This is a genomic window from Bacillus sp. FSL W7-1582 (genome assembly GCF_038593325.1).
Classification (GTDB): domain Bacteria; phylum Bacillota; class Bacilli; order Bacillales; family Bacillaceae; genus Bacillus; species Bacillus altitudinis.
This window is the reverse complement of record NZ_CP151987.1, coordinates 1,511,876-1,532,001: the sequence shown is the minus strand read 5'-3', so window position 1 is coordinate 1,532,001 and position 20,126 is coordinate 1,511,876. Positions and strand designations below refer to the sequence as shown.

The following is a 20,126-nucleotide window of genomic DNA, read 5'->3' as shown; positions in this document are numbered from 1 at the left end:
TTTAAGATACCGTCGTTTTTAATCCTTCGATTAATGTTTCAATGACTTCTTTTCGGCTGAACGTGCTCGGTGGTAATTCACCATTTCTCAGCATCGTTCTGACCTTTGTACCTGAGAGAATGACATGTTCGCTTTTATCATGTGGGCATGTTTTTGGTGTTGCCATGGCTTCACATGTATTGCAGTAAAAGCTGTGCTCAAATTTTAATGGTGTGATCCCAATTTCTTCGCTTGTAAATTGTTCAAATAGCTCCTGCGCTTCGTATGTCCCGTAATAATCACCAACACCTGCATGATCTCTGCCGACAATAAAATGTGTGCAGCCATAATTTTTACGCACAAGCGCATGAAAAATCGCTTCCTTTGGTCCAGCATAACGCATGGCAGCAGGAAAAACACCTAAAAAGACGCGGTCTTTCGGGTAATAACCGTTCAGTAACACTTGATAACTTTTCATTCTTACATCTGCTGGAATATCATCAGATTTTGTTTCACCAACAAGTGGATTTAGAAATAGACCATCCACTGTTTCCAGTGCTGTCTTTTGAATGTATTCATGCGCACGATGGACTGGGTTTCTCGTTTGGAAACCGACAATGGTTTTCCAGCCGTTTTCTTTAAACTGTTTTCTTGTTTCTTCTGGCTCATACGTAAATTGCGGGAAAGGTTTTTCACTGCGTTTCGTCAGTGTAATTTTACCACCAATATACGTATCACCGCGTTCAAATAATTTTTTCACGCCTGGGTGATTGCGGTCATCTGTTTTATACACATTCACTGCTTCTTTTTCCTTATCAGGTGTGTATTGATCTTCCACCTCAATGACCCCGTATACTGTTCCATTATACGATAGACGAACAATGTCACCTTGATTGATCTCCGCTGCTTGTTCCTTTGTGACAGGCAAAGTAATCGGAAGAGACCAAACGACACCACTTGCTAGTCGCATACTGCTGACAACTGCTTCATAATCAGCTTTCGTTAAAAACCCTTCAATTGGACTATACCCGCCAATTGCGATGAGTTCAAGGTCTGCAAAAGAGATGGCATCCAGCTCAATTTCTTTCGCAGCTGTGCTTAGATCAAATTCTTCATTTACTCGATTAATTAATACGCCACCATGTGGTGTTAAACTCATTTGTTCATCTTCCTCTCAATGTTCATATTTATTAGATGTTAATAGTCGGATTTATATTTAAATCCCGCCGCCCTGTTCATGAATCGAGCTGCTCTCATTTTTAACTGCCTTCATAAGACTCAGTGCACCTAATGAAGCTAGCAGTACACTCATCATGATAAAGATAGAGTAATAGTCTCCTTTTAAGAAAAGGCTTACCAGCAAATAAGATAGACTAAGTGATAAGAAAGGTGACACAACCCATACCTTCAGCATTTTTTTCACAACATGTTTATGAAAAATGTTCGGTCCACCCTTTGCCATACCTAGCCCAATAATGGACGATGAGGTAATTTGAGTAAGGGGAACAGGGAGTCCGAATATAGAGCTGACGATGACAAGTCCTGCACCGGTGCTCGATAATAGAATGCCTTCACCCGTTTGATAGCGTGTAATTTTCTTTCCGTTTGTTTCTAGTACCCTTCTTCCTAGAAGCAGCGCCCCAATGGCCACAAAGATTCCGCCGTAAAGGGTCCCTTGCCCGACTGATAAAACACCTGACGCGACAAGCGGGCCGACCGCATTGGCGACATTGTTCATGCCGGCTGAAAATGCTTCTAAAAACCCACTGATAATCAAAACAACAGATAAGATCAATGTACCTTTTTTGGATAACGTCCGTTTAGGGAACAATCTGATGATTTTGACAACAGCAAAGGTAAAAACAAAGGCAACAATCGGAATAATCACCCAAAAAGAGACAATGACTAAGATCGATTTCACATACAGCACTTTATATGCGGCTGCCACACCGACCACAGCTCCTACTGTGACCTCACTTGTGGATAAAGGAATGGCCAAGAGATTCGCTATGAAAAGTGATAATGCGGCCGAGCCAATGATGATACACACAATTTCAAGTGTGATGACAGATTCCGGCATAATCCCGGAGCTGATCGTTTTGACGACCTCACCGCCGCCAATCACTGAACCTGCTAATATTCCAACCGCACAAACGCTGAGCGCGTATATTGGCTTTTTGATCGCACCTGAACCATATGCGATGCCCATCGAAGCAGCTGCTCCGCTTGCGCCAATATTTAAAGCAAAGAATAAGCTAAATAAAATTGCGGCGATTTCCATACATTATGCTCCCTTACTCATGTAATCCGCACTCAGTCTTTGCTGTCCCTGACCATCTTCCAGAACGCAAATCATCAGCAGTAAATGCCGGCTGTGTACAAGGTGCACACCCGATGCTTGGATATCCTTGGTCATGCAGCGGATTATAAGTAAGATCCTCTCTAGACGCATATCTCCATATGTCCTTCCACGTCCAGTGGATGAGCGGACATACTTTGACTGATTGGAATTTTTCATCCTTATTTAAGAAGTTCGTACCTGCTCGTTTAGGCGACTGCTCTCTCCTTAAACCAGACAGCCATGCCGGATAGCCAGATAGTGCCTCTTGCAACGGAATGACCTTTCTCATATGGCAGCAGCTTTGAGGATTCGTTTCCCATAATTTATCACCATGCTGCTCATTCTGCTCTTCCACCGTCAGCTCAGGTGTTTTCAGCACGATGTCTAACCCGGGATATCTTTCCCTAACTGCATCAATGGTGTCGTATGTTTCCTTGAAATGCAGACCTGTATCTAAAAAGACAATTCTTGCATCTTTTTTTACTTTCGCAATAAGATCGATCAGGACAATGCCCTCAATGCCAAAACTGCATGCATAAACGAGCTGATCACCATAGTGGCCGTACGCCCATTTCAGCACAGATAGGGCCCCTTTATACAAATCGTCCTCTTGAAATGTAATGGACGGCTCTTGCCAATTTTCATAAGTTAACATTGTTTCTCCCCTTCCGGAGTACTGCTTCTATTGCTATTCTCCGCACTACTTTAATCTGATTTTTTCATTTTTTTCCACTTGAATCACTTGACCGTCCTGAACGATCAACGTAATTGAACCGAATTTCATATCCCCAATCAGCTCTTGCATATGCTTCACTAAGTCCTCATCCTGGTTTTGTTTCAGTTCCATCTCCTCTTCCTCCTCACCGTTAAAATAAAAAAACTTTCTTTCAGTCCGAAAGAAAGATGAGGAAGCTCACGATTTCCTTATCTTTCAAAATAGAATCATTTTGCAGGAAGTAGCACCTTGCAAATCGCAGGTTGCCGGGCTTCATCGGGCCAGTCCCTCCACCTCTCTGGATAAGAGTTTTAATTTGTATTAAATATTAACACAATTCAAACAAAAGTCAACCCGACTTTATTGATAGGATTAGTTTTTATTTAAATTTGAGTCTATTTTACTATTTTTAACCAAATAAAAAACTGTGCAGTGCAGCACAGCTTTTTTAAAACAAGACAAGCTTTTTAGACCGTTTCTTCCATCCAAGATTCAGACGAAGGATCCTGTCTCCAGCGTTTTAGTTTATTCATAGCAGAAGGCTCAATTGCTTTTAGCTCAAGTGCCACTTCTGTCAGTGTGTCATAGTCTGTCAGCGTGACATAGGGAATGTTTTTCTCTTGAAAAGCCGCAGCTGCTTTTGGCAGTCCATAAGTGAAGATCGCAACAACTCCGAGTACGTCACAGCCTTCTTCTTCTAAAGCAGCCACAACTTCAAGAACGCTGCCTCCAGTTGAGATGAGGTCTTCTACGACAACCACTTTTTGGCCAGGTGATACGGCTCCTTCAATTTGATTTCCTTTTCCGTGTGCTTTTGGTTTACTTCTTACATAACACATCGGTACGTTCAGACGATCAGCTGCTAATGCCGCATGAGGAATGCCAGCTGTAGCTGTACCTGCGACAACTTCCGCTCCTTCAAAATGAGTGAGAATCAAGTCTTTTAAACCTTCCGCAATGTCTCCTCTGACCTCAGGATAAGACAAGGTGAGGCGATTGTCACAGTAAATCGGTGATTTGATACCGCTCGCCCATGTAAATGGTTCGTCTGGTTTTAAAGAGACAGCTTTGATTTGTAATAAATGCTTCGCGATTTTCGTTTTCATCCGGCAGTCACTCCCACTCTTTCAAAATTTGTTGATAAGCTTCCACTGGGTTTGTGGCTTTTGTGATCGATCTTCCCACAACAATCTGTGAAACACCCTGTTCTTTGGCAAAGGCAGGTGTCGCCACACGCTTTTGGTCATCCGTTTGATCATTTGGTAAGCGAATTCCTGGCGTCACAGTGAGAAAGGAAGGAGAGATTTGTTCATGAAGCTGTTTTGATTCATGAACAGAGCACACCACACCATCAAGTCCACTTTCATATGCCAATTGTCCATAATGAAGCACCGCCTCTTGCAATGGGCGGTCAATTAGTAATTCTTTTTTCATCATATCTTCTGACGTGCTTGTCAGCTGGGTCACTGCAATAATAGCCGGGCGATTTTGCCCGGCAGGGGTTCCGCTTTCAAGCCCCTCTACGGCCGCCTGCATCATTCTCTTCCCGCCGGCTGCATGCACATTCACCAAATCAACCCCAAGTGCAGCAAGCCTGTTCATCGCTTTTTGCACGGTTGTTGGAATGTCATGAAGCTTCAGATCAAGGAAAATACGGCAATTTTTTTCTTTCAGTGCGTCAATAATGGCAGGACCTTCTTGGTAAAACAGCTCCATGCCAACCTTTACGAATAATGGAGTACCTTCAAAACGATCTAAAAAGGCGTGCGCCTCCTGTCCTGATGGAAAATCAAGCGCGATGATGGGCAAGTGCTTCATGTTTCCAGCTCCTTCCGATGCATTCCTCTACAGATGAATACCCATAAGCCGCTAACACATTCGGCAGTTCATCAATGATTTCCGGGCAAATAAATGGGTTCACAAAATTGGCTGTCCCAACAGCTACCGCACTTGCGCCAGCTAGTAAAAATTCAAGTACATCTTCAGCGCTTTGCACCCCGCCCATCCCAATAATCGGAATAGAAACGGCCTGACTGACCTCATGCACCATTCGGATGGCAACAGGTTTTACGGCAGGACCTGATAATCCGCCTGTTTTATTGGCAAGAATGGGTTTGCCTGTTTTTAAATCTAAACGCATCCCAATCAAGGTATTGATCATGGTGAGTCCATCCGCTCCAGCCGATTCAATCGCTTTAGCAATCTCAACGATATTGGCTACATTAGGTGACAGCTTCACATAAACAGGAACGGAGGAAACTTCCTTGACAGCTTTTGTCAATGTGGCCGCCATTTCTGGATCGGTCCCAAAGGCAATTCCGCCTGTTTTCACATTCGGACACGAGATATTCAGTTCAAGGGCGTGAACATTGCTTGCTTGACTAATTTGCTTTGCTACTTCAACATAATCATCAACTTGTGATCCAGCAACATTGGCAATAATAGGGGTATCGAACTGCTCAAGCCAAGGTAATTCATGTTCAAGCACGCCTTTTAGACCTGGATTTTGGAGACCAATCGCATTCAGCATACCGGCTCCTGTCTCAGCTACCCTCGGTGTCGGGTTGCCAAATCTCGGTTCAAGGGTCGTGGCTTTAATCATGATGCCGCCCAGCAAGGAAAGGTCATATAATGATGCGAATTCTTTTCCAAATCCAAAGCAGCCTGATGCAGGAATGATTGGATTTTTTAAAGATAAGCCGGGTAATTCGATGTTTAGCATGATAGCGCCACCTCCTCCGCTTTAAAAACAGGTCCATCCAGACAAACTTTAACGTACGGTTTCTCGTGCTGATCGGTATGACAGACACAAGCAAAGCATGCACCGATTCCGCAGCCCATTCGTTCTTCCATTGAAATATAGACAGGCTTATCGGGATAAGAGTCTTTTAGTGCTTTTAACATAGGTGTCGGTCCACAGGAAAGCAAGACATCAAAGTCCAGCTCATTCTCTTCAATGACATTTGTCACGAAACCTTTCGAGCCATATGTTCCATCAACGGTTGCGATAAATGTATCTCCGAGCGCTTGAAACATCTCCTCATAAAATACATCCTTTTTCGATTGAAAACCGAGAACATGTTTTACGATGACGCCTTTTTTCGTTAACCGCTTAGACAGTTCATATAACGGAGGCACACCGATTCCTCCACCGACTAATAATGCGGTCTGTCCGGCCTGAACGACTGTAGGGTCATAGCCGTTTCCAAGCGGTCCTAACACATCGACTGACTCTCCCGCCCGCTTTTGGGAAAGGAGCTTTGTGCCCTCTCCCTCTGCGCGGTAAATGATGGTTGCTTCTTGCGTTTCGGCATGAATGTTGGCAATACTGATCGGTCTTCTCAGCAGCGGTGTCATGGATTCACTGACCTTTATATGAAGAAACTGTCCAGCTGTTTGAAAGGATTCAACAAGATCACCTTTTAATGTCATTTCGTAAATATGATCAGCGATCTCTCGGTTTGAGACGACCGTCAAGTATGCTTTTTTCATATCGTTACTGTCACCTCAGCATTCGTTTTCACTTCTGGCATTTCATCTGCTCTAAATGTCATGCTCTCTAGCACTCTTAAAATCGCTTCCGCTGTATCTAGTGACGTTAAGCAAGCGACACCATTTTCAACAGATTCACGTCTAATTCTAAAGCCGTCTCTTGCCGGCTGTTTTCCTTTTGTTAAGGTGTTGATGACAAATTGGGCTTCACCATTTCGAATGACATCCAGCAGATTCTTTCCTTCTTCTCCTATTTTGCCGACAACACTTGATGGAATGGAGGCTTGTTTTAAGTAATTCGCTGTTCCTTCTGTTGCTAAAATATGATAGCCGATGGAATGGAATCTTCTTGCAATCTCAAGTCCTTCTTCTTTATCTTTATCAGCCACTGTCAGGAGAACCGTTCCGTCTTTTGGAATTTGAATGCCTGATGCAATCAACCCTTTGTAGAGGGCTTTTTCGATTGTGACATCTTTCCCCATGACTTCACCTGTTGATTTCATTTCAGGCCCTAGTGTAATATCTACTCTTCTTAGTTTTGCAAAAGAGAAGACTGGAACTTTAACATATACGCCTTCTTGCTCAACATGAAGCCCTTCTTGGTAGCCATAGTTTTTCAGTTTTTCTCCTAAAATAACCTTTGTAGCTAAGTTCGCCATTGGAATGCCTGTAATTTTACTTAAGAATGGGACAGTCCGGCTTGAACGCGGATTCACTTCAAGTACATACACTTCACCTTTTGATAGCACAAATTGAATGTTCAAAAGCCCAATGATGTTAAGGCCTTTTGCGAGTTTAATCGTGTATTCTGCGATTTTCGCTTTGATGTCCTCAGACAAAGTTTGCGGCGGGTAGACCGCAATCGAGTCTCCAGAGTGAACGCCGGCTCTTTCAATGTGTTCCATAATGCCTGGTATGACAACCGTTTCTCCGTCAGACACAGCATCTACTTCAATTTCTTTTCCTGTCAAATACTTGTCAATGAGCACTGGATGCTGCGGATTGACTTTGACCGCATTCTCCATGTAGTGAAGGAGCTCAGCTTCTTGATACACAATTTCCATTGCACGGCCGCCTAATACATAGGAAGGACGGACAAGCACGGGGTAACCGATTTGATTCGCAATCGCTACTGCCTCTGGCACAGACGTTGCTGTCTTACCTTTTGGCTGCGGCACGCCGAGAGTTTCTAATGTTTGTTCAAACTTGTCACGGTTTTCCGCACGGTCAAGGTCTTCAAGCGATGTTCCAAGTATCTTAACCCCTCTATTTGATAATTCATCTGCTAAGTTAATCGCTGTTTGTCCGCCAAACTGAACGACGACACCTTCTGGTTGTTCAAGGTCGATGATGTGCATCACATCTTCTACAGTGAGTGGTTCAAAGTAGAGCTTATCTGAAATACTAAAGTCTGTTGAGACGGTTTCAGGGTTGTTGTTAATAATAATGGCTTCATAGCCTGCTTGTTTGATTGCCCACACTGAATGAACGGTCGCATAATCGAATTCAACCCCTTGTCCGATTCTGATTGGACCTGAGCCTAGCACGATGACACTTTTCTTCTCTGTTCGTTCGGATTCATTTTCATCTTCATATGTGCTGTAGAAGTACGGTGTTTCTGATTCAAATTCTGCCGCACATGTGTCCACCATCTTATACACAGGAACGATGCCTGCTTCTGTTCTTAGGTTATAGACATCTGCCTCGTTCATATTCCATTCGCGGCTAATATAAATATCTGAGAAACCTTTTTCTTTCGCTTCTTTTAAAACGTCTACATTGCCTTTATTTTCTTTTAGTGTCTTTTCAAATGTGATGATGCCTTCCAGTTTATGAAGGAAGAAATAATCAATTTTCGAGAATTCATGAATCTGTTCGACGGTATAGCCTCTTCTTAGTGCCTCAGCGATATAAAACAGACGTTCATCTCCTGCTTTGATAATCCGCTTTTCGAGCACTTCGTTCGTAATGTCCGCTTCGTCTTTTAATTCAATGTGATGCACATCCGCTTCAAGTGAACGAACAGCCTTTAAAAGAGACTCTTCTAATGTACGGCCGATCGCCATGACCTCACCCGTTGCTTTCATTTGTGTTCCAAGTCGTCTGTTGGCAGATTCAAATTTATCGAACGGCCAGCGCGGGATTTTTGAAACGATATAGTCGAGTGCTGGCTCGAACGCTGCATATGTTTTACCTGTGACTGGGTTCATCATTTCATCAAGTGTTAGGCCAACTGCGATCTTCGCTGCAAGTTTTGCAATTGGATATCCAGTTGCTTTAGACGCAAGAGCAGAAGAACGGCTCACGCGCGGGTTTACTTCGATAATATAGTATTGGAAGCTGTCTGGATCAATCGCCAGCTGTACGTTACATCCGCCTTCAATGCCAAGTGCACGAATCAACTTGAGTGACACATTACGAAGCAGCTGATATTCACGATCACTTAGCGTTTGACTTGGTGCCACAACGATACTGTCTCCTGTGTGGATGCCGACAGGATCAAAATTTTCCATGTTACAAACAACAATGGCATGATCTCCGCTGTCACGCATGACCTCATATTCAATTTCTTTAAAGCCTGCGATACTTTTTTCAAGCAAGCATTGTGTCACCGGACTTAACTTCAGTCCATTCTCGACGATTTCTTTTAATTCTTGCTCATTTGTACAAATTCCGCCGCCTGTTCCGCCTAGTGTATAGGCTGGTCTAACAATGACCGGGAAACCGATTTGATCTGTGAATGCCATCGCTTCTTCAAGGTTATGGATGATTTCACTTTCTGGTACAGGTTCATTTAATTCATTCATTAGATTACGGAATAAATCTCTGTCCTCTGCTTTTTGAATAGCTGACAGCTTGGTGCCTAGTACTTCAACACCGCATTCAGCGAGTACACCAAGATCTGATAACTCAACAGCAAGGTTCAATCCAGTTTGTCCGCCAAGTGTCGGCAGAATCGCATCAGGACGTTCTTTTCGAATGATTCGTGTTAAAAATTCTGGTGTCAGTGGTTCGATGTATACCTTATCGGCCATTTCTGTATCCGTCATGATCGTCGCAGGGTTAGAGTTCACAAGAACGACTTCATAGCCCTCTTCTTTTAGCGCTAAGCAAGCCTGTGTGCCTGCATAGTCAAACTCCGCTGCCTGACCGATGATGATTGGACCTGAACCGATCACTAAAATCTTTTTGATATCTACGCGTTTTGGCATACTTCTTCCCCTTCTTTCTCAGTTGTATGAATCATGTCCATGAACTCGTCAAATAAGTAGTTCGCATCTTCTGGACCCGGTGATGCTTCTGGGTGATACTGGACAGTGAATGCTGGTGCTTCTTTATGTTTTAATCCTTCAATGGTGTTGTCATTTAGCGCAATATGTGTGACTTCAAGCACGTCTTCATTAATGGCGCTAACCGTGTAACCGTGGTTTTGAGACGTCAGAGTTACCTTGCCAGTTGCTAGTTCTTTGACTGGATGATTGGACCCTCTATGCCCAAATTTCATTTTTTCTGTACTTGCGCCGCACGCAAGCGCGAATAATTGGTGTCCTAGGCAGATACCAAAGAGTGGTACCTTTCCAATCAGCTGCTGAATCATTTCAACCGCTTCTGGCACATCGACTGGATCACCAGGTCCGTTTGAAAGCATGATGCCGTCTGGTTTTAACTGTAATACTTCATCTGCCGTGATATTGTATGGCACCACAATGACATCACAGTCTCGCTTATTGAGCTCGCGCAAAATGCCGTGCTTCATGCCGAAATCGACAAGCACAATTCTTTTTCCTCTTCCTGGGCTTGGATACGCATTTTTCACAGATACTTGGCTTACTTGATCTGTTGGTAGCTGCATCGTTTGAAGGCGGCTTACAACGTCTTCTACTTGTTCATCCGGTCCTGCAAAAGCCCCTCTTAATGTACCTGCACTTCGAATCATGCGCGTGAGCTTGCGTGTATCAATGCCGCTAAGACCTGGGATATTTTTCATTTTTAAATACTCATCAAGTGAGTATGAAGAGCGCCAGTTTGAAGGCTTTTCACAAAGCTCTTTCACGATCAGCCCTTTCACAAACGGTGTGATCGATTCAAAATCATCACGGTTAATGCCATAGTTGCCGATCAGCGGGTAAGTGAGTGTGACAATTTGTCCGCAGTACGACGGGTCAGACAAAATCTCTTGATAGCCTGTCATCCCTGTGTTAAAGACGACTTCTCCGACTGACGGTTCTAAGCTGCCAAAGCCTGTTCCTTCGAATACTGTTCCGTTTTCTAGCACTAAGCGTCTCTTCATTTTACTAGTCTCCCCTCTTCATAAACGACTTTCCCAGATGCAAGTGTCATGACCGGCCATCCTGATACAGTCAATTTGTCAAACGGTGTATTTTGTCCTTTAGATAAGAAGCTTTTTTTGTCAATTGCCATTTCTTTGTTTAAATCAATCAGTGTGATATCAGCGATTTGACCTTCTTCCAGCTTTCCGTATGGAAGAGCAAAGGCTTCTGCTGGTTTGATGGTCATATAATCAACAAGTTCTTTTAATGTCCATTCCCCTGTTTTCACAAAACGTGTGTAAAGAAGCGGGAACGCTGTTTCAAGTCCAACAATCCCAAAAGGTGCCCTCTGCATCGTTTCGTTCTTTTCTTCTTCTGTATGCGGTGCATGGTCTGTGGCGATAAAATCAATCGTGCCATCTAAAAGCCCCTCGATCAGTGCCTCGCGATCTTCTGCTCCTCTGAGTGGCGGATTCATTTTATAGTTTGTGTCAAGACCTGGGATGTCTGCATCACATAAGAGAAGGTGATGTGGCGAGACCTCAGCCGTCACACGAATGCCTGCTTTTTTTGCATCGCGTACCACTCGGACTGATTCCTTTGTGCTGATATGGCATACATGATAATGACAATTCGCTGCTTCTGCTAAGAGGACATCTCTTGCAATATGCACCGATTCACAAATTGACGGTATCCCGTTTAACCCATTTGCTTTTGAAAAGTCTCCTTCATGAACGCATCCTCCATAAATGAGTGAGTTATCTTCACAGTGCGCCACTATGGCTTGATCAAGGCTTGCTGCCTTTTTCATTGCTTCGTACATCATGCCTGCTGTTTGAATACCAACACCGTCATCCGTAAAGGCAAAAGCGCCCGCTTCTTTTAACGCTGCAAAGTCTGTCATCTCTTCACCAATTTGTCTCGTCGTGATGGAAGCGTATGGCAGTACTCTTACAGATGAGGTCTCTTTGATTCGATTCATCAGCCATTCCATTTGTTCTTTTGTATCTGGAACTGGCCGTGTATTCGGCATCGCTGCAATGGTCGTATACCCGCCTCTTGCTGCTGCCTTAGATCCTGTTTCAATGGTTTCTTTTTTCTCGCCGCCTGGCTCTCTTAAATGCACATGCAGATCAATCAAACCTGGTGATACAAATAGCCCTGCTGCATCAATGACTTCTTCTCCGTCTTCTCTTTCTAAGTGACCCATTGCTTGAATCACTTTTCCTTCTACCCTAATATCCTGCTGCACTCTTTCCCCTGTGCTTGATAAGATAAAACCGTTTTTAATGAGATATGACATAGACAGAATCTCTCCCTTTTTGATGTAGTCTGCTATTTTGAAAAGCCCTTTTTAACACAGCCATTCGGATATACACACCATTTTCCATTTGTTTAAAAATCCTTGACTGTTTTGACTCTACTAATGAATCATCTATTTCAACACCTCTATTTACTGGTGCTGGATGCATAATAATCGCTCTTTCTTTCATTTTGCTTGCCCTGTCTACTGTTAATCCATAAGTCGATAAGTAACCCTCATTGCCCATCTTTTCTGAGTGCCTTTCATGCTGAATTCTCAGCAGCATCACCACGTCAGACCGCTTCATGGCTTCGTCCACTTCGACATACGTTCCATGAGGATTTTGTTCATCTTGGAAGGAAGCTGGTCCTGAAAAGAGCACTGTCGCTCCTAGTCTTGCGAGGACTTCAGCATTGGACCTTGCCACCCTGCTATGTTTGATATCACCATGAATCGAGATCGTTAATCCTTCAAAGCCGCCAAACTCTTCGAAGATCGTCATCAAATCCAGCAATGATTGTGTAGGGTGCTGTCCGCAGCCATCTCCCGCATTAATGATTGGAATCCCGACCTTCCCAATCAGCTCTTTGTAATATTCGTCGGTACTGTCTCTGATGACACATGCCTTGACTCCGATGGATTCAAGTGTTTTCACTGTATCGTAAAGGGTCTCTCCCTTTTGAACAGAGGTACTTGCTGCGTCTAGGTTCAGCACATTCATTCCAAGTTTCTTCTCTGCCACCTCAAAGCTAAAACGCGTTCTTGTACTTGGTTCAAAGAAGAGGTTCGCCACAAATTCACCTGCTAAACCATGTTCCTGTTTCCCTTTTTTCAATGCACATGCTTCTTCAATCAGCTGTAAAATTTCTTCCTTTGACAAGCTGCTCATTGTCGATAAATCATTCATTTTTTCTGCCCCCTCTAGTTTTTCATCACTTTCAGGTTCAAAAAAACCCTAAGCCTCGGCAGCTTAGGGTTCTCCAAAAGAAGCAGGGGTGCTTTCGCACGTTCTGCTCCGTTTAGAACCCTTGTCAGCCTCACTGGACTTCTTTTAAAAGGTTTTCGGTATTCGATTCATTTGACTCATCATCTTCTGCCTTCTGATGCGGCAGAATCATATTTAAAAGGACGCCAGTAATGGCAGCGAGTGCCATTCCTGACAGCGTCAGATTGATTTGTTTCACCTCAATGAATGCTCCGCCAATTCCAATGACTAAGATGACTGATGCGATAATGAGATTGCGCTTTTCTTCAAAGTTCACTTTATGATCAATCAGGATTCGCAGTCCGCTTGAGGCTATGATTCCAAAGAGCAGGAACGAAACGCCCCCCATAACCGCGGATGGTACTGTACTGATTAATGCTGAAATTTTCCCAACAAAGCCGAAGCAGATCGCAAACACCGCTGCTCCGCCGATGACGAAGATACTGAACACTCTTGTGATGGCAAGGACGCCAATGTTCTCTCCATAAGTCGTTGTTGGAGGTCCGCCGATGAGTGAAGCGAAGATTGTCGCCGCACTGTCTCCTAAAATGGAGCGATGAAGACCTGGCTTTTTAATAAAATCTTGTCCAACAACTTTGCTTAACACGACTTGATGGCCGATGTGCTCAGACATGGTCACAAAGGCAACCGGCACCATCACTGTGAGAATGCTTAAAGTCACAGCAGGTGTATAGTCGACAAATGGTACAACAAAGTCTGGTACAGCAAACCATTTTGCAGCAATGACCGGCTGGAAGTTCACAATGCCTTGTGTTAAGGCAAAGAGGTAGCCGCTGATAATGCCGATTAAGACTGGAATCAAGCTAAGGAATCCTCTTAGGAAGATCATACTAATAATGGTGACAGCGAGTGTGAAGCCTGCAACCATTAAGTGCTTCAGGCTGTAAACAAGCTCCTTTGCATTCGGATCCACGTACATCGCCATGTTAACAGCTGTTCCAGCGAGTCCGAGTCCGATGACCATAATGACGGGTCCTACAACGACAGGCGGCAGAAGCTTCATTAGCCAGCCTGTGCCGAGCCATTTGATAAATAATGCGATGAGTGCATATGCCACACCAGCCATAAAGGCACCTACCATTGCGGCTCCAGGGCCGCCGGTGGCTTTTACATTCAAGATAGGGGCGATAAAGGCAAAGGACGATCCAAGATACGCCGGAATCTGCCCTCTTGTGATGATTAAGTACACAATGGTTCCAACCCCGCTTGAGATGAGCGCGACGGCTGGGCTCATATCAATGATCTTTGGTACAAGAATGGTTGCACCAAACATGGCAAACAAGTGCTGCAGGCTGAGTGACAGCCATGTGAACGGTTTTGGGATATCTCGAATGCCTAAATTGGCTTTTTGCTGACTCATGATTTTCCTCCTAGATGTGTCCTTTTTCATTAAAAAAGCCTCTTTGCGAGTAAGCGCAAAGAGGCCTAGAAAAACCGTACACGTCACTTTAGCCGTGTGCTCGGTGTCTCTGTTATTGCCCTCTTTGCAAACTCTCTGGAATGCATTTAAAAAGGTTATTTTTCATATATAGCGACAAGGTCGTTTTGATCTACTTCATTGAGCTGAACCATGACTGTCTCTGCTTTTGATGTCGGGATGTTTTTCCCGATATAATCCGCTCGAATCGGCAGCTCCCGGTGTCCCCGGTCGACTAAAACAGCTAGCTGAATGGAAGATGGTCTTCCTACATCCACAAGCGCATCCATAGCCGCTCTGACGGTTCTACCTGTGAACAAAACATCATCTACGACAATCAGTGTTTTGTCATTAATGTCAGCTGGGATGTCTGCACCCTTGACAAGCGGGTCTTGGTTCTCTGTCTTTTTTGTCAGGTCATCACGGTATAGCGTAATATCAAGTTCACCCACAGTCACTGGGTTTCCCTCAATTTGCTCGATGCGCTCTGCAAGGCGCTTTGCAAGATGAATGCCTCTTGTCTTGATCCCGGCTAGGATGACATCCTTCATCCCTTTGTTGCGCTCAATCATTTCATGTGCAATACGGGTAAGCGCTCGTCTTATCGCTTGTTCATCAAGAATGACTGCTTTTTGTTCCATCTTTTACACCTCTTTTTGACAAATAAAAAGCCCCTTCTGCAAAGGGCAGAGAGGGGCGCTCATTTGTGCATACACATGCACAAATTGATCCGTTATCCTTCTCAGCCTCTCTGGACTGTTTTAAAGAATCTCAATTTCTTCGTTTATTATTTCAAAAAAAGAACGGCCTGTCAATCGTTATTTCTTAATGAATCGATAAAGCCCTGCATATCAGCTGGAATTGGAGCTGTAAACTCCATATATTCTCCTGTTCTAGGGTGATCAAATCCTAACACGCCTGCATGCAGCAGTTGTCCATTGAAATCAACCGTTTTTCTCGGGCCATATTTTGGATCTCCGGCAAGAGGATAACCAATGTATTTCATATGAACACGAATTTGGTGGGTTCTTCCTGTTTCAAGGCGGCATTCTACAACGGTAAAGTCTTTAAAGCGCTCCATCACATCAAAATGTGTGACTGCCTGCTTTGCATTTTCTTTTGTGACCGTCATGCTTTGGCGATCTTTTTTGTCTCGACCAATTGGTGCATCAATCGTTCCAGTATCATGCTGAATGATGCCATGAACAACGGCTGTATATTTTCTAGTGACCGTTTTCGCCACTAACTGATTGACGAGTGATTCATGCGCCATATCATTTTTTGCGACCATTAAAAGCCCTGACGTATCTTTATCAATCCGGTGGACAATTCCTGGTCTCATCACACCATTAATGCCTGACAAATCATTGCAATGAGCCATGAGGCCATTGACAAGAGTACCTGTCACATGTCCTGGTGCTGGATGAACGACCATTCCTCTTGGTTTATTGACCACTAGTACATCTTCATCCTCATAATAAATATCAAGATCCATTGATTCCGCTTCTACATCTAGTGCTTCTGGATCTGGAATCTCTACTTTGATTTGATCTCCAGCTTGTACTTTATAATTGGCCTTCACTTGTTTTCCATTTACTTCGATGAGCCCATCTTTCACCCACTGCTGGACTTGGGTTCTTGACCATTCTGGTTCAGTTGTGCTTAAAAATTTATCAAGCCGTTCACTCGTTTGTTCTTCTGAAACGGCAATGTTTACTTGATTCATGTAGTTGACTCCTTATTTTTCTTTCCATCTAACAGCATTTGAATAAAGAGCAGAATAACCCCCACACATAGAGAGGAATCTGCGATATTAAAGATCGGATAATGATAATCCCCAAATACGAAATGAGCAAAATCAACCACTTCTTGACGGAAAATACGGTCAATAAAGTTCCCAATCGCTCCGCCAAGCATTAAGGCAAGTGCTACGCCAAGTAGCTTGTCCTTTTGTCCATGTTTTTGCAAATAATAAACAATTCCTGCAATAACAACGAGTGTGATCACATAGAAAAACCACATTTGTCCTTGGAGAATCCCCCATGCGGCTCCTGAATTTCGGTGGGATGTGATGTAAAAGAAGCCATCAATCACAGGAATAGAATCACCGAGCATCATATGTTTGACAATGAGCCATTTTGTTAATTGATCTAAACAAATTATCACGAATGCGATTATGTAATAGAACACACACGTTCCTCCATCTTCATACTTTGGTCTTTAAGCATTTTATCAAGAAAACAGGAAGGAGTAAAGAAACTTTAGTTGACAGACAAAAACCTCCCTACATGTGGAAGGCTTCAAAATGAGAATCGTTTGATTCGTGAGGATAAGGGGTGAATGCTTTTTTCTCGTATTGCTTATGATATAAAAAGTCGTCAGTCGTACGAGCTGTCGGAAGAATACTCATTTGTTCAATGGGCATTGTAAGCCCTGTCGCCTCACATATGCCATAAGTTCCTTGTTCAATTTTTGCAATCGCGAGCGAAACATCTTGCAGTTCTTCTTTGATGTGATAAAGAAGCGTGGTCGTTTTTGCTTGATCGAAAGTGACATGTTCAGCGGGTGAACGCAATGATGCATATTCAAACAGTTTCGATTGCAGTTCTTCTCTCATTTGAAGGAGTTCCATGTAAATCGTCTCTAGATCGCCATTCATGTCGCTGTTTCAACTCCTGCCCTGTCGTGATAATCATATTGTTGCCCCGCCTGTTCACTTTAAAGCCATAAGATTTTTCCTTTCGTTCTAAACGCTGTCATTTTCTCTATATCAAAAACGCCCCGCTATATGCGGGGCGCTAGTTGGTGATATCACGCTGTTAATTCTGGTAATATTTCTCCACGATTTCAGCATTTTTGAGCGACAATGTTGGGTATTTTGGATTTGCGCCAACATCTTTTGAAATAATGCGGGAACGTTCGCACAGTTCGCCTTCTGCTTTTTGAACAACAATACGTCCTGATGTGTATTCAGGCGCTGATGCGTCTGCATGCTTCTCATCTTCTACTGTTAACTCAGAAATGATAAAGAGCTGCTTCACATCTTCTTTAATGGATGCAAGAAGATTTTTCACTTCCTCTGTTGCATAAAGGGTCACACTCGCTTCAAGTGAACGTCCGATGACTTTCTCATTACGCGCAATTTCCAGCGCTTTTAGCACATCGTCACGTACTTCCATAAAGCGGTCAAACTTCACTTCTGTCGCTTCTGCTTGAGGAACAGCTACACCTTCTGGCATATCTGTTAACTGAACACTTGGCTCTTCAACAAAGCTTAAGTGGCTCCATAGTTCATCTGCTGTATGCGGAAGAATTGGTGCTGTCAGCTTCACTAACGCCATTAATGTTTCATAGAAGACCGTTTGCATGCTGCGGCGGTCTGGATGATCCGCATGCTCAATGTATACCACATCTTTTGCAAAATCGAGATAGAAAGAGCTAAGCTCAATCGTACAGAAGTTGTGGATGGCATGATAGACAACCGCAAATTCGTAATCATCATAAGCTTTTTTCACTTTATCAATCAATTTGTTTAATTTGATTAAGATATATTGATCCACTTCGCGAAGCTCTTCGACCGGTACTGCATTGACTGCTGGATCAAAGTCAAACAGGTTACCATGCAAGAAGCGGAACGTGTTACGGATTTTACGATAAACTTCTGCGACTTGTTTTAAAATGTCATCAGACACTGGATGATCGGCTTGATAGTTGACAGAAGATACCCAAAGTCTAAGAATCTCCGCACCAAGCTGCTTCGCCACTTTCGTCGGATCGATCGTATTGCCTAATGATTTACTCATCTTGCGTCCTTCTTTATCAAGCGTAAAGCCATGGCTGAGAACACCTTTATATGGCGCTTTTCCTGTGACAGCAACTGCTGTAGATAAAGATGAGTTAAACCAGCCGCGATATTGATCAGAACCTTCAAGGTAAAGGTCTGCTGGACGAACCAGGTCATCTCGTTCTTCTAATACCGCTTGGTGAGAAGAACCAGAATCAAACCATACATCCATGATATCTTGCTCTTTTGTAAATTCACCATTCGGGCTGCCTGGATGTGTAAAGCCTTCAGGCAATAATTCTTTTGCTTCTTTTTCAAACCAAATATTCGAGCCATGTTCTCTAAATAATTGAGAGACGTGCTGAATCGTTTCATCTGTGATGATTGGCTCACCATTTTCAGCATAGAAGACTGGGATTGGAACGCCCCATACACGCTGTCTTGAAATGCACCAGTCACCTCTGTCACGCACCATATTGAACAGGCGCGTTTCGCCCCAAGCTGGAACCCATTTCGTTTCTTTAATATTATCTAATAGCGCTTCTCTGAAATCTTTAATGGAAGCAAACCACTGAGCAGTTGCACGATAAATTGTTGGTTTTTTCGTTCTCCAGTCATGCGGATAGGAGTGCGTGATAAAGTCGAGTTTTTTCAATGCGCCTTTTGCTTCAAGCTGTTCTGTGATGGCTTTATTGGCATCCTCGTAGAATAGTCCTTCAAAACCAGGTGCTTCTTCTGTCATCACACCTTTTTCATCTACTGGACATAGCACATCAAGACCGTACTTCATACTTACGATAAAGTCATCTTCCCCGTGACCTGGCGCTGTGTGAACACAGCCTGTTCCTGCATCTGTTGTGACGTGATCGCCAAGCATCACAAGAGAATCTCTATCGTAAATTGGATGTACTGCAACGACCTTATCTAATTCTTTACCTTTTAAGGTTTTCACAACTTCGTACTCTTCAAAGCCAAGTGTTTTTGCCACTTGTTCAACTAGCTCAGATGCGATGACATATCGCTCAGCACCCACTTGAAGCACACTGTACTCTAGGTTTGGATGAACACAAATGCCAAGGTTTGCAGGAAGTGTCCAAGGTGTTGTTGTCCAGATGATGAACTGCTCGCCGTTTTCAAGTACGCCTTTGCCATCTTTCACTTTAAATGATACGTAAATCGATGGTGAACGTTTGTCCTTGTATTCAATTTCTGCTTCAGCAAGTGCTGATTCACTTGATGGAGACCAGTTAACAGGCTTAAGGCCTTTGTAAATATAGCCTCTTTTCGCCATTTCACCAAAGACAAGAATTTGCTGCGCTTCGTATTCAGGCTTTAATGTCACATATGGATTGTCCCAGTCTGCTCTTACGCCTAAACGTTTAAACTGATTGCGCTGACCTTCGATTTGTTTCCAAGCATACTCCTCACATAGTTTACGGAATTCTGCTGTCGACATTTCTTTGCGTTTGACTTTTTTATTTTTCGTAAGGGCTGTTTCAATCGGTAAGCCATGTGTATCCCAGCCCGGTACGTACGGTGCATGGAATCCATTCATTGATTTAAAACGGACAATAAAATCTTTGAGGATTTTATTGAGTGCGTGCCCCATATGAATGTCACCATTCGCATATGGAGGTCCATCATGCAAAATAAAGGTCGGGCGTCCTTTTGTCCGCTCTAAAACCATTTGATAGATGTCTTTTTCTGCCCACTCCTCTTGGATTTCAGGCTCTTTGTTCGGCAAGTTTCCTCTCATCGGGAATTCTGTTTTTGGCATTAATAAGGTGTCTTTGTAGTTCATACCTATTCCTCCACATG

Annotated in this window: 18 protein-coding genes and 1 riboswitch; all 18 genes read right to left on the bottom strand. The window is 43.5% G+C overall.

Features of this window, described 5'->3' with window-relative positions:
• Position 1: 1 nt before the first annotated feature.
• Positions 2 to 1,138, bottom strand: a complete 1,137-nt coding sequence (sat, locus tag NSQ11_RS07840; RefSeq protein WP_125588903.1) for a sulfate adenylyltransferase — start codon at positions 1,136 to 1,138, stop codon at positions 2 to 4.
• 57 nt (positions 1,139 to 1,195) lie between these two features.
• Entirely contained in the window at positions 1,196 to 2,260 is a 1,065-nt protein-coding gene (locus NSQ11_RS07835) for an inorganic phosphate transporter (protein WP_008344915.1), read from the bottom strand.
• Between the two features lie 13 nt (positions 2,261 to 2,273).
• Positions 2,274 to 2,975 (bottom strand): phosphoadenylyl-sulfate reductase, encoded by a 702-nt coding sequence (locus NSQ11_RS07830; protein WP_007499702.1) that lies wholly within the window; start codon positions 2,973 to 2,975, stop codon positions 2,274 to 2,276.
• 45 nt (positions 2,976 to 3,020) lie between these two features.
• Positions 3,021 to 3,167, bottom strand: a complete 147-nt coding sequence (locus tag NSQ11_RS07825; RefSeq protein WP_008344920.1) for a YezD family protein — start codon at positions 3,165 to 3,167, stop codon at positions 3,021 to 3,023.
• A 74-nt stretch (positions 3,168 to 3,241) separates the two neighbouring features.
• Positions 3,242 to 3,344: riboswitch (SAM riboswitch) on the bottom strand.
• Between the two features lie 158 nt (positions 3,345 to 3,502).
• Positions 3,503 to 4,141: an orotate phosphoribosyltransferase gene (pyrE, locus tag NSQ11_RS07820; RefSeq protein ID WP_017359346.1), complete on the bottom strand. Its 639-nt coding sequence runs from the start codon at positions 4,139 to 4,141 to the stop codon at positions 3,503 to 3,505.
• Between the two features lie 7 nt (positions 4,142 to 4,148).
• The gene (pyrF, locus tag NSQ11_RS07815) at positions 4,149 to 4,853 is read right to left on the bottom strand and encodes an orotidine-5'-phosphate decarboxylase (protein WP_342501327.1); all 705 of its coding nucleotides are present in this window, start codon (positions 4,851 to 4,853) and stop codon (positions 4,149 to 4,151) included.
• The gene (locus NSQ11_RS07810; RefSeq protein WP_017359348.1) at positions 4,825 to 5,757 is read right to left on the bottom strand and encodes a dihydroorotate dehydrogenase; all 933 of its coding nucleotides are present in this window, start codon (positions 5,755 to 5,757) and stop codon (positions 4,825 to 4,827) included. Before NSQ11_RS07810 ends, pyrF begins: the two co-directional genes overlap by 29 nt.
• The gene (locus NSQ11_RS07805; RefSeq protein ID WP_144740274.1) at positions 5,751 to 6,527 is read right to left on the bottom strand and encodes a dihydroorotate dehydrogenase electron transfer subunit; all 777 of its coding nucleotides are present in this window, start codon (positions 6,525 to 6,527) and stop codon (positions 5,751 to 5,753) included. The genes NSQ11_RS07810 and NSQ11_RS07805 overlap by 7 nt, the downstream gene beginning before the upstream one ends.
• Complete coding sequence (gene carB, locus NSQ11_RS07800) at positions 6,524 to 9,739, bottom strand: carbamoyl-phosphate synthase (glutamine-hydrolyzing) large subunit (RefSeq protein WP_206114318.1); 3,216 nt, start codon at positions 9,737 to 9,739, stop codon at positions 6,524 to 6,526. The genes NSQ11_RS07805 and carB overlap by 4 nt, the downstream gene beginning before the upstream one ends.
• Positions 9,724 to 10,818 (bottom strand): carbamoyl phosphate synthase small subunit, encoded by a 1,095-nt coding sequence (locus tag NSQ11_RS07795; protein WP_019743288.1) that lies wholly within the window; start codon positions 10,816 to 10,818, stop codon positions 9,724 to 9,726. Before NSQ11_RS07795 ends, carB begins: the two co-directional genes overlap by 16 nt.
• Positions 10,815 to 12,101, bottom strand: a complete 1,287-nt coding sequence (locus NSQ11_RS07790; RefSeq protein ID WP_008344934.1) for a dihydroorotase — start codon at positions 12,099 to 12,101, stop codon at positions 10,815 to 10,817. Before NSQ11_RS07790 ends, NSQ11_RS07795 begins: the two co-directional genes overlap by 4 nt.
• Positions 12,085 to 13,008, bottom strand: coding sequence for an aspartate carbamoyltransferase catalytic subunit (locus NSQ11_RS07785; RefSeq protein WP_017367206.1), 924 nt, complete (start codon positions 13,006 to 13,008; stop codon positions 12,085 to 12,087). Before NSQ11_RS07785 ends, NSQ11_RS07790 begins: the two co-directional genes overlap by 17 nt.
• A 130-nt stretch (positions 13,009 to 13,138) precedes the next feature.
• Positions 13,139 to 14,467: a solute carrier family 23 protein gene (locus NSQ11_RS07780; protein ID WP_050827243.1), complete on the bottom strand. Its 1,329-nt coding sequence runs from the start codon at positions 14,465 to 14,467 to the stop codon at positions 13,139 to 13,141.
• Between the two features lie 155 nt (positions 14,468 to 14,622).
• Positions 14,623 to 15,165: a bifunctional pyr operon transcriptional regulator/uracil phosphoribosyltransferase PyrR gene (gene pyrR / locus NSQ11_RS07775; RefSeq protein ID WP_007499718.1), complete on the bottom strand. Its 543-nt coding sequence runs from the start codon at positions 15,163 to 15,165 to the stop codon at positions 14,623 to 14,625.
• Positions 15,166 to 15,335: 170 nt separating this feature from the next.
• Positions 15,336 to 16,250 (bottom strand): RluA family pseudouridine synthase, encoded by a 915-nt coding sequence (locus tag NSQ11_RS07770; protein WP_074042037.1) that lies wholly within the window; start codon positions 16,248 to 16,250, stop codon positions 15,336 to 15,338.
• Positions 16,247 to 16,714 (bottom strand): signal peptidase II, encoded by a 468-nt coding sequence (gene lspA, locus NSQ11_RS07765; RefSeq protein WP_008344942.1) that lies wholly within the window; start codon positions 16,712 to 16,714, stop codon positions 16,247 to 16,249. Before lspA ends, NSQ11_RS07770 begins: the two co-directional genes overlap by 4 nt.
• A gap of 94 nt (positions 16,715 to 16,808) precedes the next feature.
• A complete protein-coding gene (locus NSQ11_RS07760) occupies positions 16,809 to 17,183 on the bottom strand; it encodes a hypothetical protein (protein WP_007499721.1) in 375 nt (124 codons plus the stop codon).
• 160 nt (positions 17,184 to 17,343) lie between these two features.
• Positions 17,344 to 20,109: an isoleucine--tRNA ligase gene (ileS, locus tag NSQ11_RS07755; RefSeq protein ID WP_007499722.1), complete on the bottom strand. Its 2,766-nt coding sequence runs from the start codon at positions 20,107 to 20,109 to the stop codon at positions 17,344 to 17,346.
• Positions 20,110 to 20,126: the final 17 nt, after the last annotated feature.

What these genes read in the sequence shown, in the direction of transcription:
- NSQ11_RS07835 (WP_008344915.1), bottom strand. Translation starts at nt 2,260, where the DNA reads ATGGAAATCGCCGCAATTTTATTTAGCTTATTCTTTGCTTTAAATATT.
- NSQ11_RS07795 (WP_019743288.1), bottom strand. Translation starts at nt 10,818, where the DNA reads ATGAAGAGACGCTTAGTGCTAGAAAACGGAACAGTATTCGAAGGAACA.
- pyrF (WP_342501327.1), bottom strand. Translation starts at nt 4,853, where the DNA reads ATGAAGCACTTGCCCATCATCGCGCTTGATTTTCCATCAGGACAGGAG.
- NSQ11_RS07785 (WP_017367206.1), bottom strand. Translation starts at nt 13,008, where the DNA reads ATGAATGATTTATCGACAATGAGCAGCTTGTCAAAGGAAGAAATTTTA.
- NSQ11_RS07760 (WP_007499721.1), bottom strand. Translation starts at nt 17,183, where the DNA reads ATGAATGGCGATCTAGAGACGATTTACATGGAACTCCTTCAAATGAGA.
- carB (WP_206114318.1), bottom strand. Translation starts at nt 9,739, where the DNA reads ATGCCAAAACGCGTAGATATCAAAAAGATTTTAGTGATCGGTTCAGGT.
- pyrE (WP_017359346.1), bottom strand. Translation starts at nt 4,141, where the DNA reads ATGAAAACGAAAATCGCGAAGCATTTATTACAAATCAAAGCTGTCTCT.
- NSQ11_RS07810 (WP_017359348.1), bottom strand. Translation starts at nt 5,757, where the DNA reads ATGCTAAACATCGAATTACCCGGCTTATCTTTAAAAAATCCAATCATT.
- NSQ11_RS07825 (WP_008344920.1), bottom strand. Translation starts at nt 3,167, where the DNA reads ATGGAACTGAAACAAAACCAGGATGAGGACTTAGTGAAGCATATGCAA.
- NSQ11_RS07780 (WP_050827243.1), bottom strand. Translation starts at nt 14,467, where the DNA reads ATGAGTCAGCAAAAAGCCAATTTAGGCATTCGAGATATCCCAAAACCG.
- NSQ11_RS07805 (WP_144740274.1), bottom strand. Translation starts at nt 6,527, where the DNA reads ATGAAAAAAGCATACTTGACGGTCGTCTCAAACCGAGAGATCGCTGAT.
- ileS (WP_007499722.1), bottom strand. Translation starts at nt 20,109, where the DNA reads ATGAACTACAAAGACACCTTATTAATGCCAAAAACAGAATTCCCGATG.
- NSQ11_RS07830 (WP_007499702.1), bottom strand. Translation starts at nt 2,975, where the DNA reads ATGTTAACTTATGAAAATTGGCAAGAGCCGTCCATTACATTTCAAGAG.
- sat (WP_125588903.1), bottom strand. Translation starts at nt 1,138, where the DNA reads ATGAGTTTAACACCACATGGTGGCGTATTAATTAATCGAGTAAATGAA.
- NSQ11_RS07770 (WP_074042037.1), bottom strand. Translation starts at nt 16,250, where the DNA reads ATGAATCAAGTAAACATTGCCGTTTCAGAAGAACAAACGAGTGAACGG.
- NSQ11_RS07790 (WP_008344934.1), bottom strand. Translation starts at nt 12,101, where the DNA reads ATGTCATATCTCATTAAAAACGGTTTTATCTTATCAAGCACAGGGGAA.
- pyrR (WP_007499718.1), bottom strand. Translation starts at nt 15,165, where the DNA reads ATGGAACAAAAAGCAGTCATTCTTGATGAACAAGCGATAAGACGAGCG.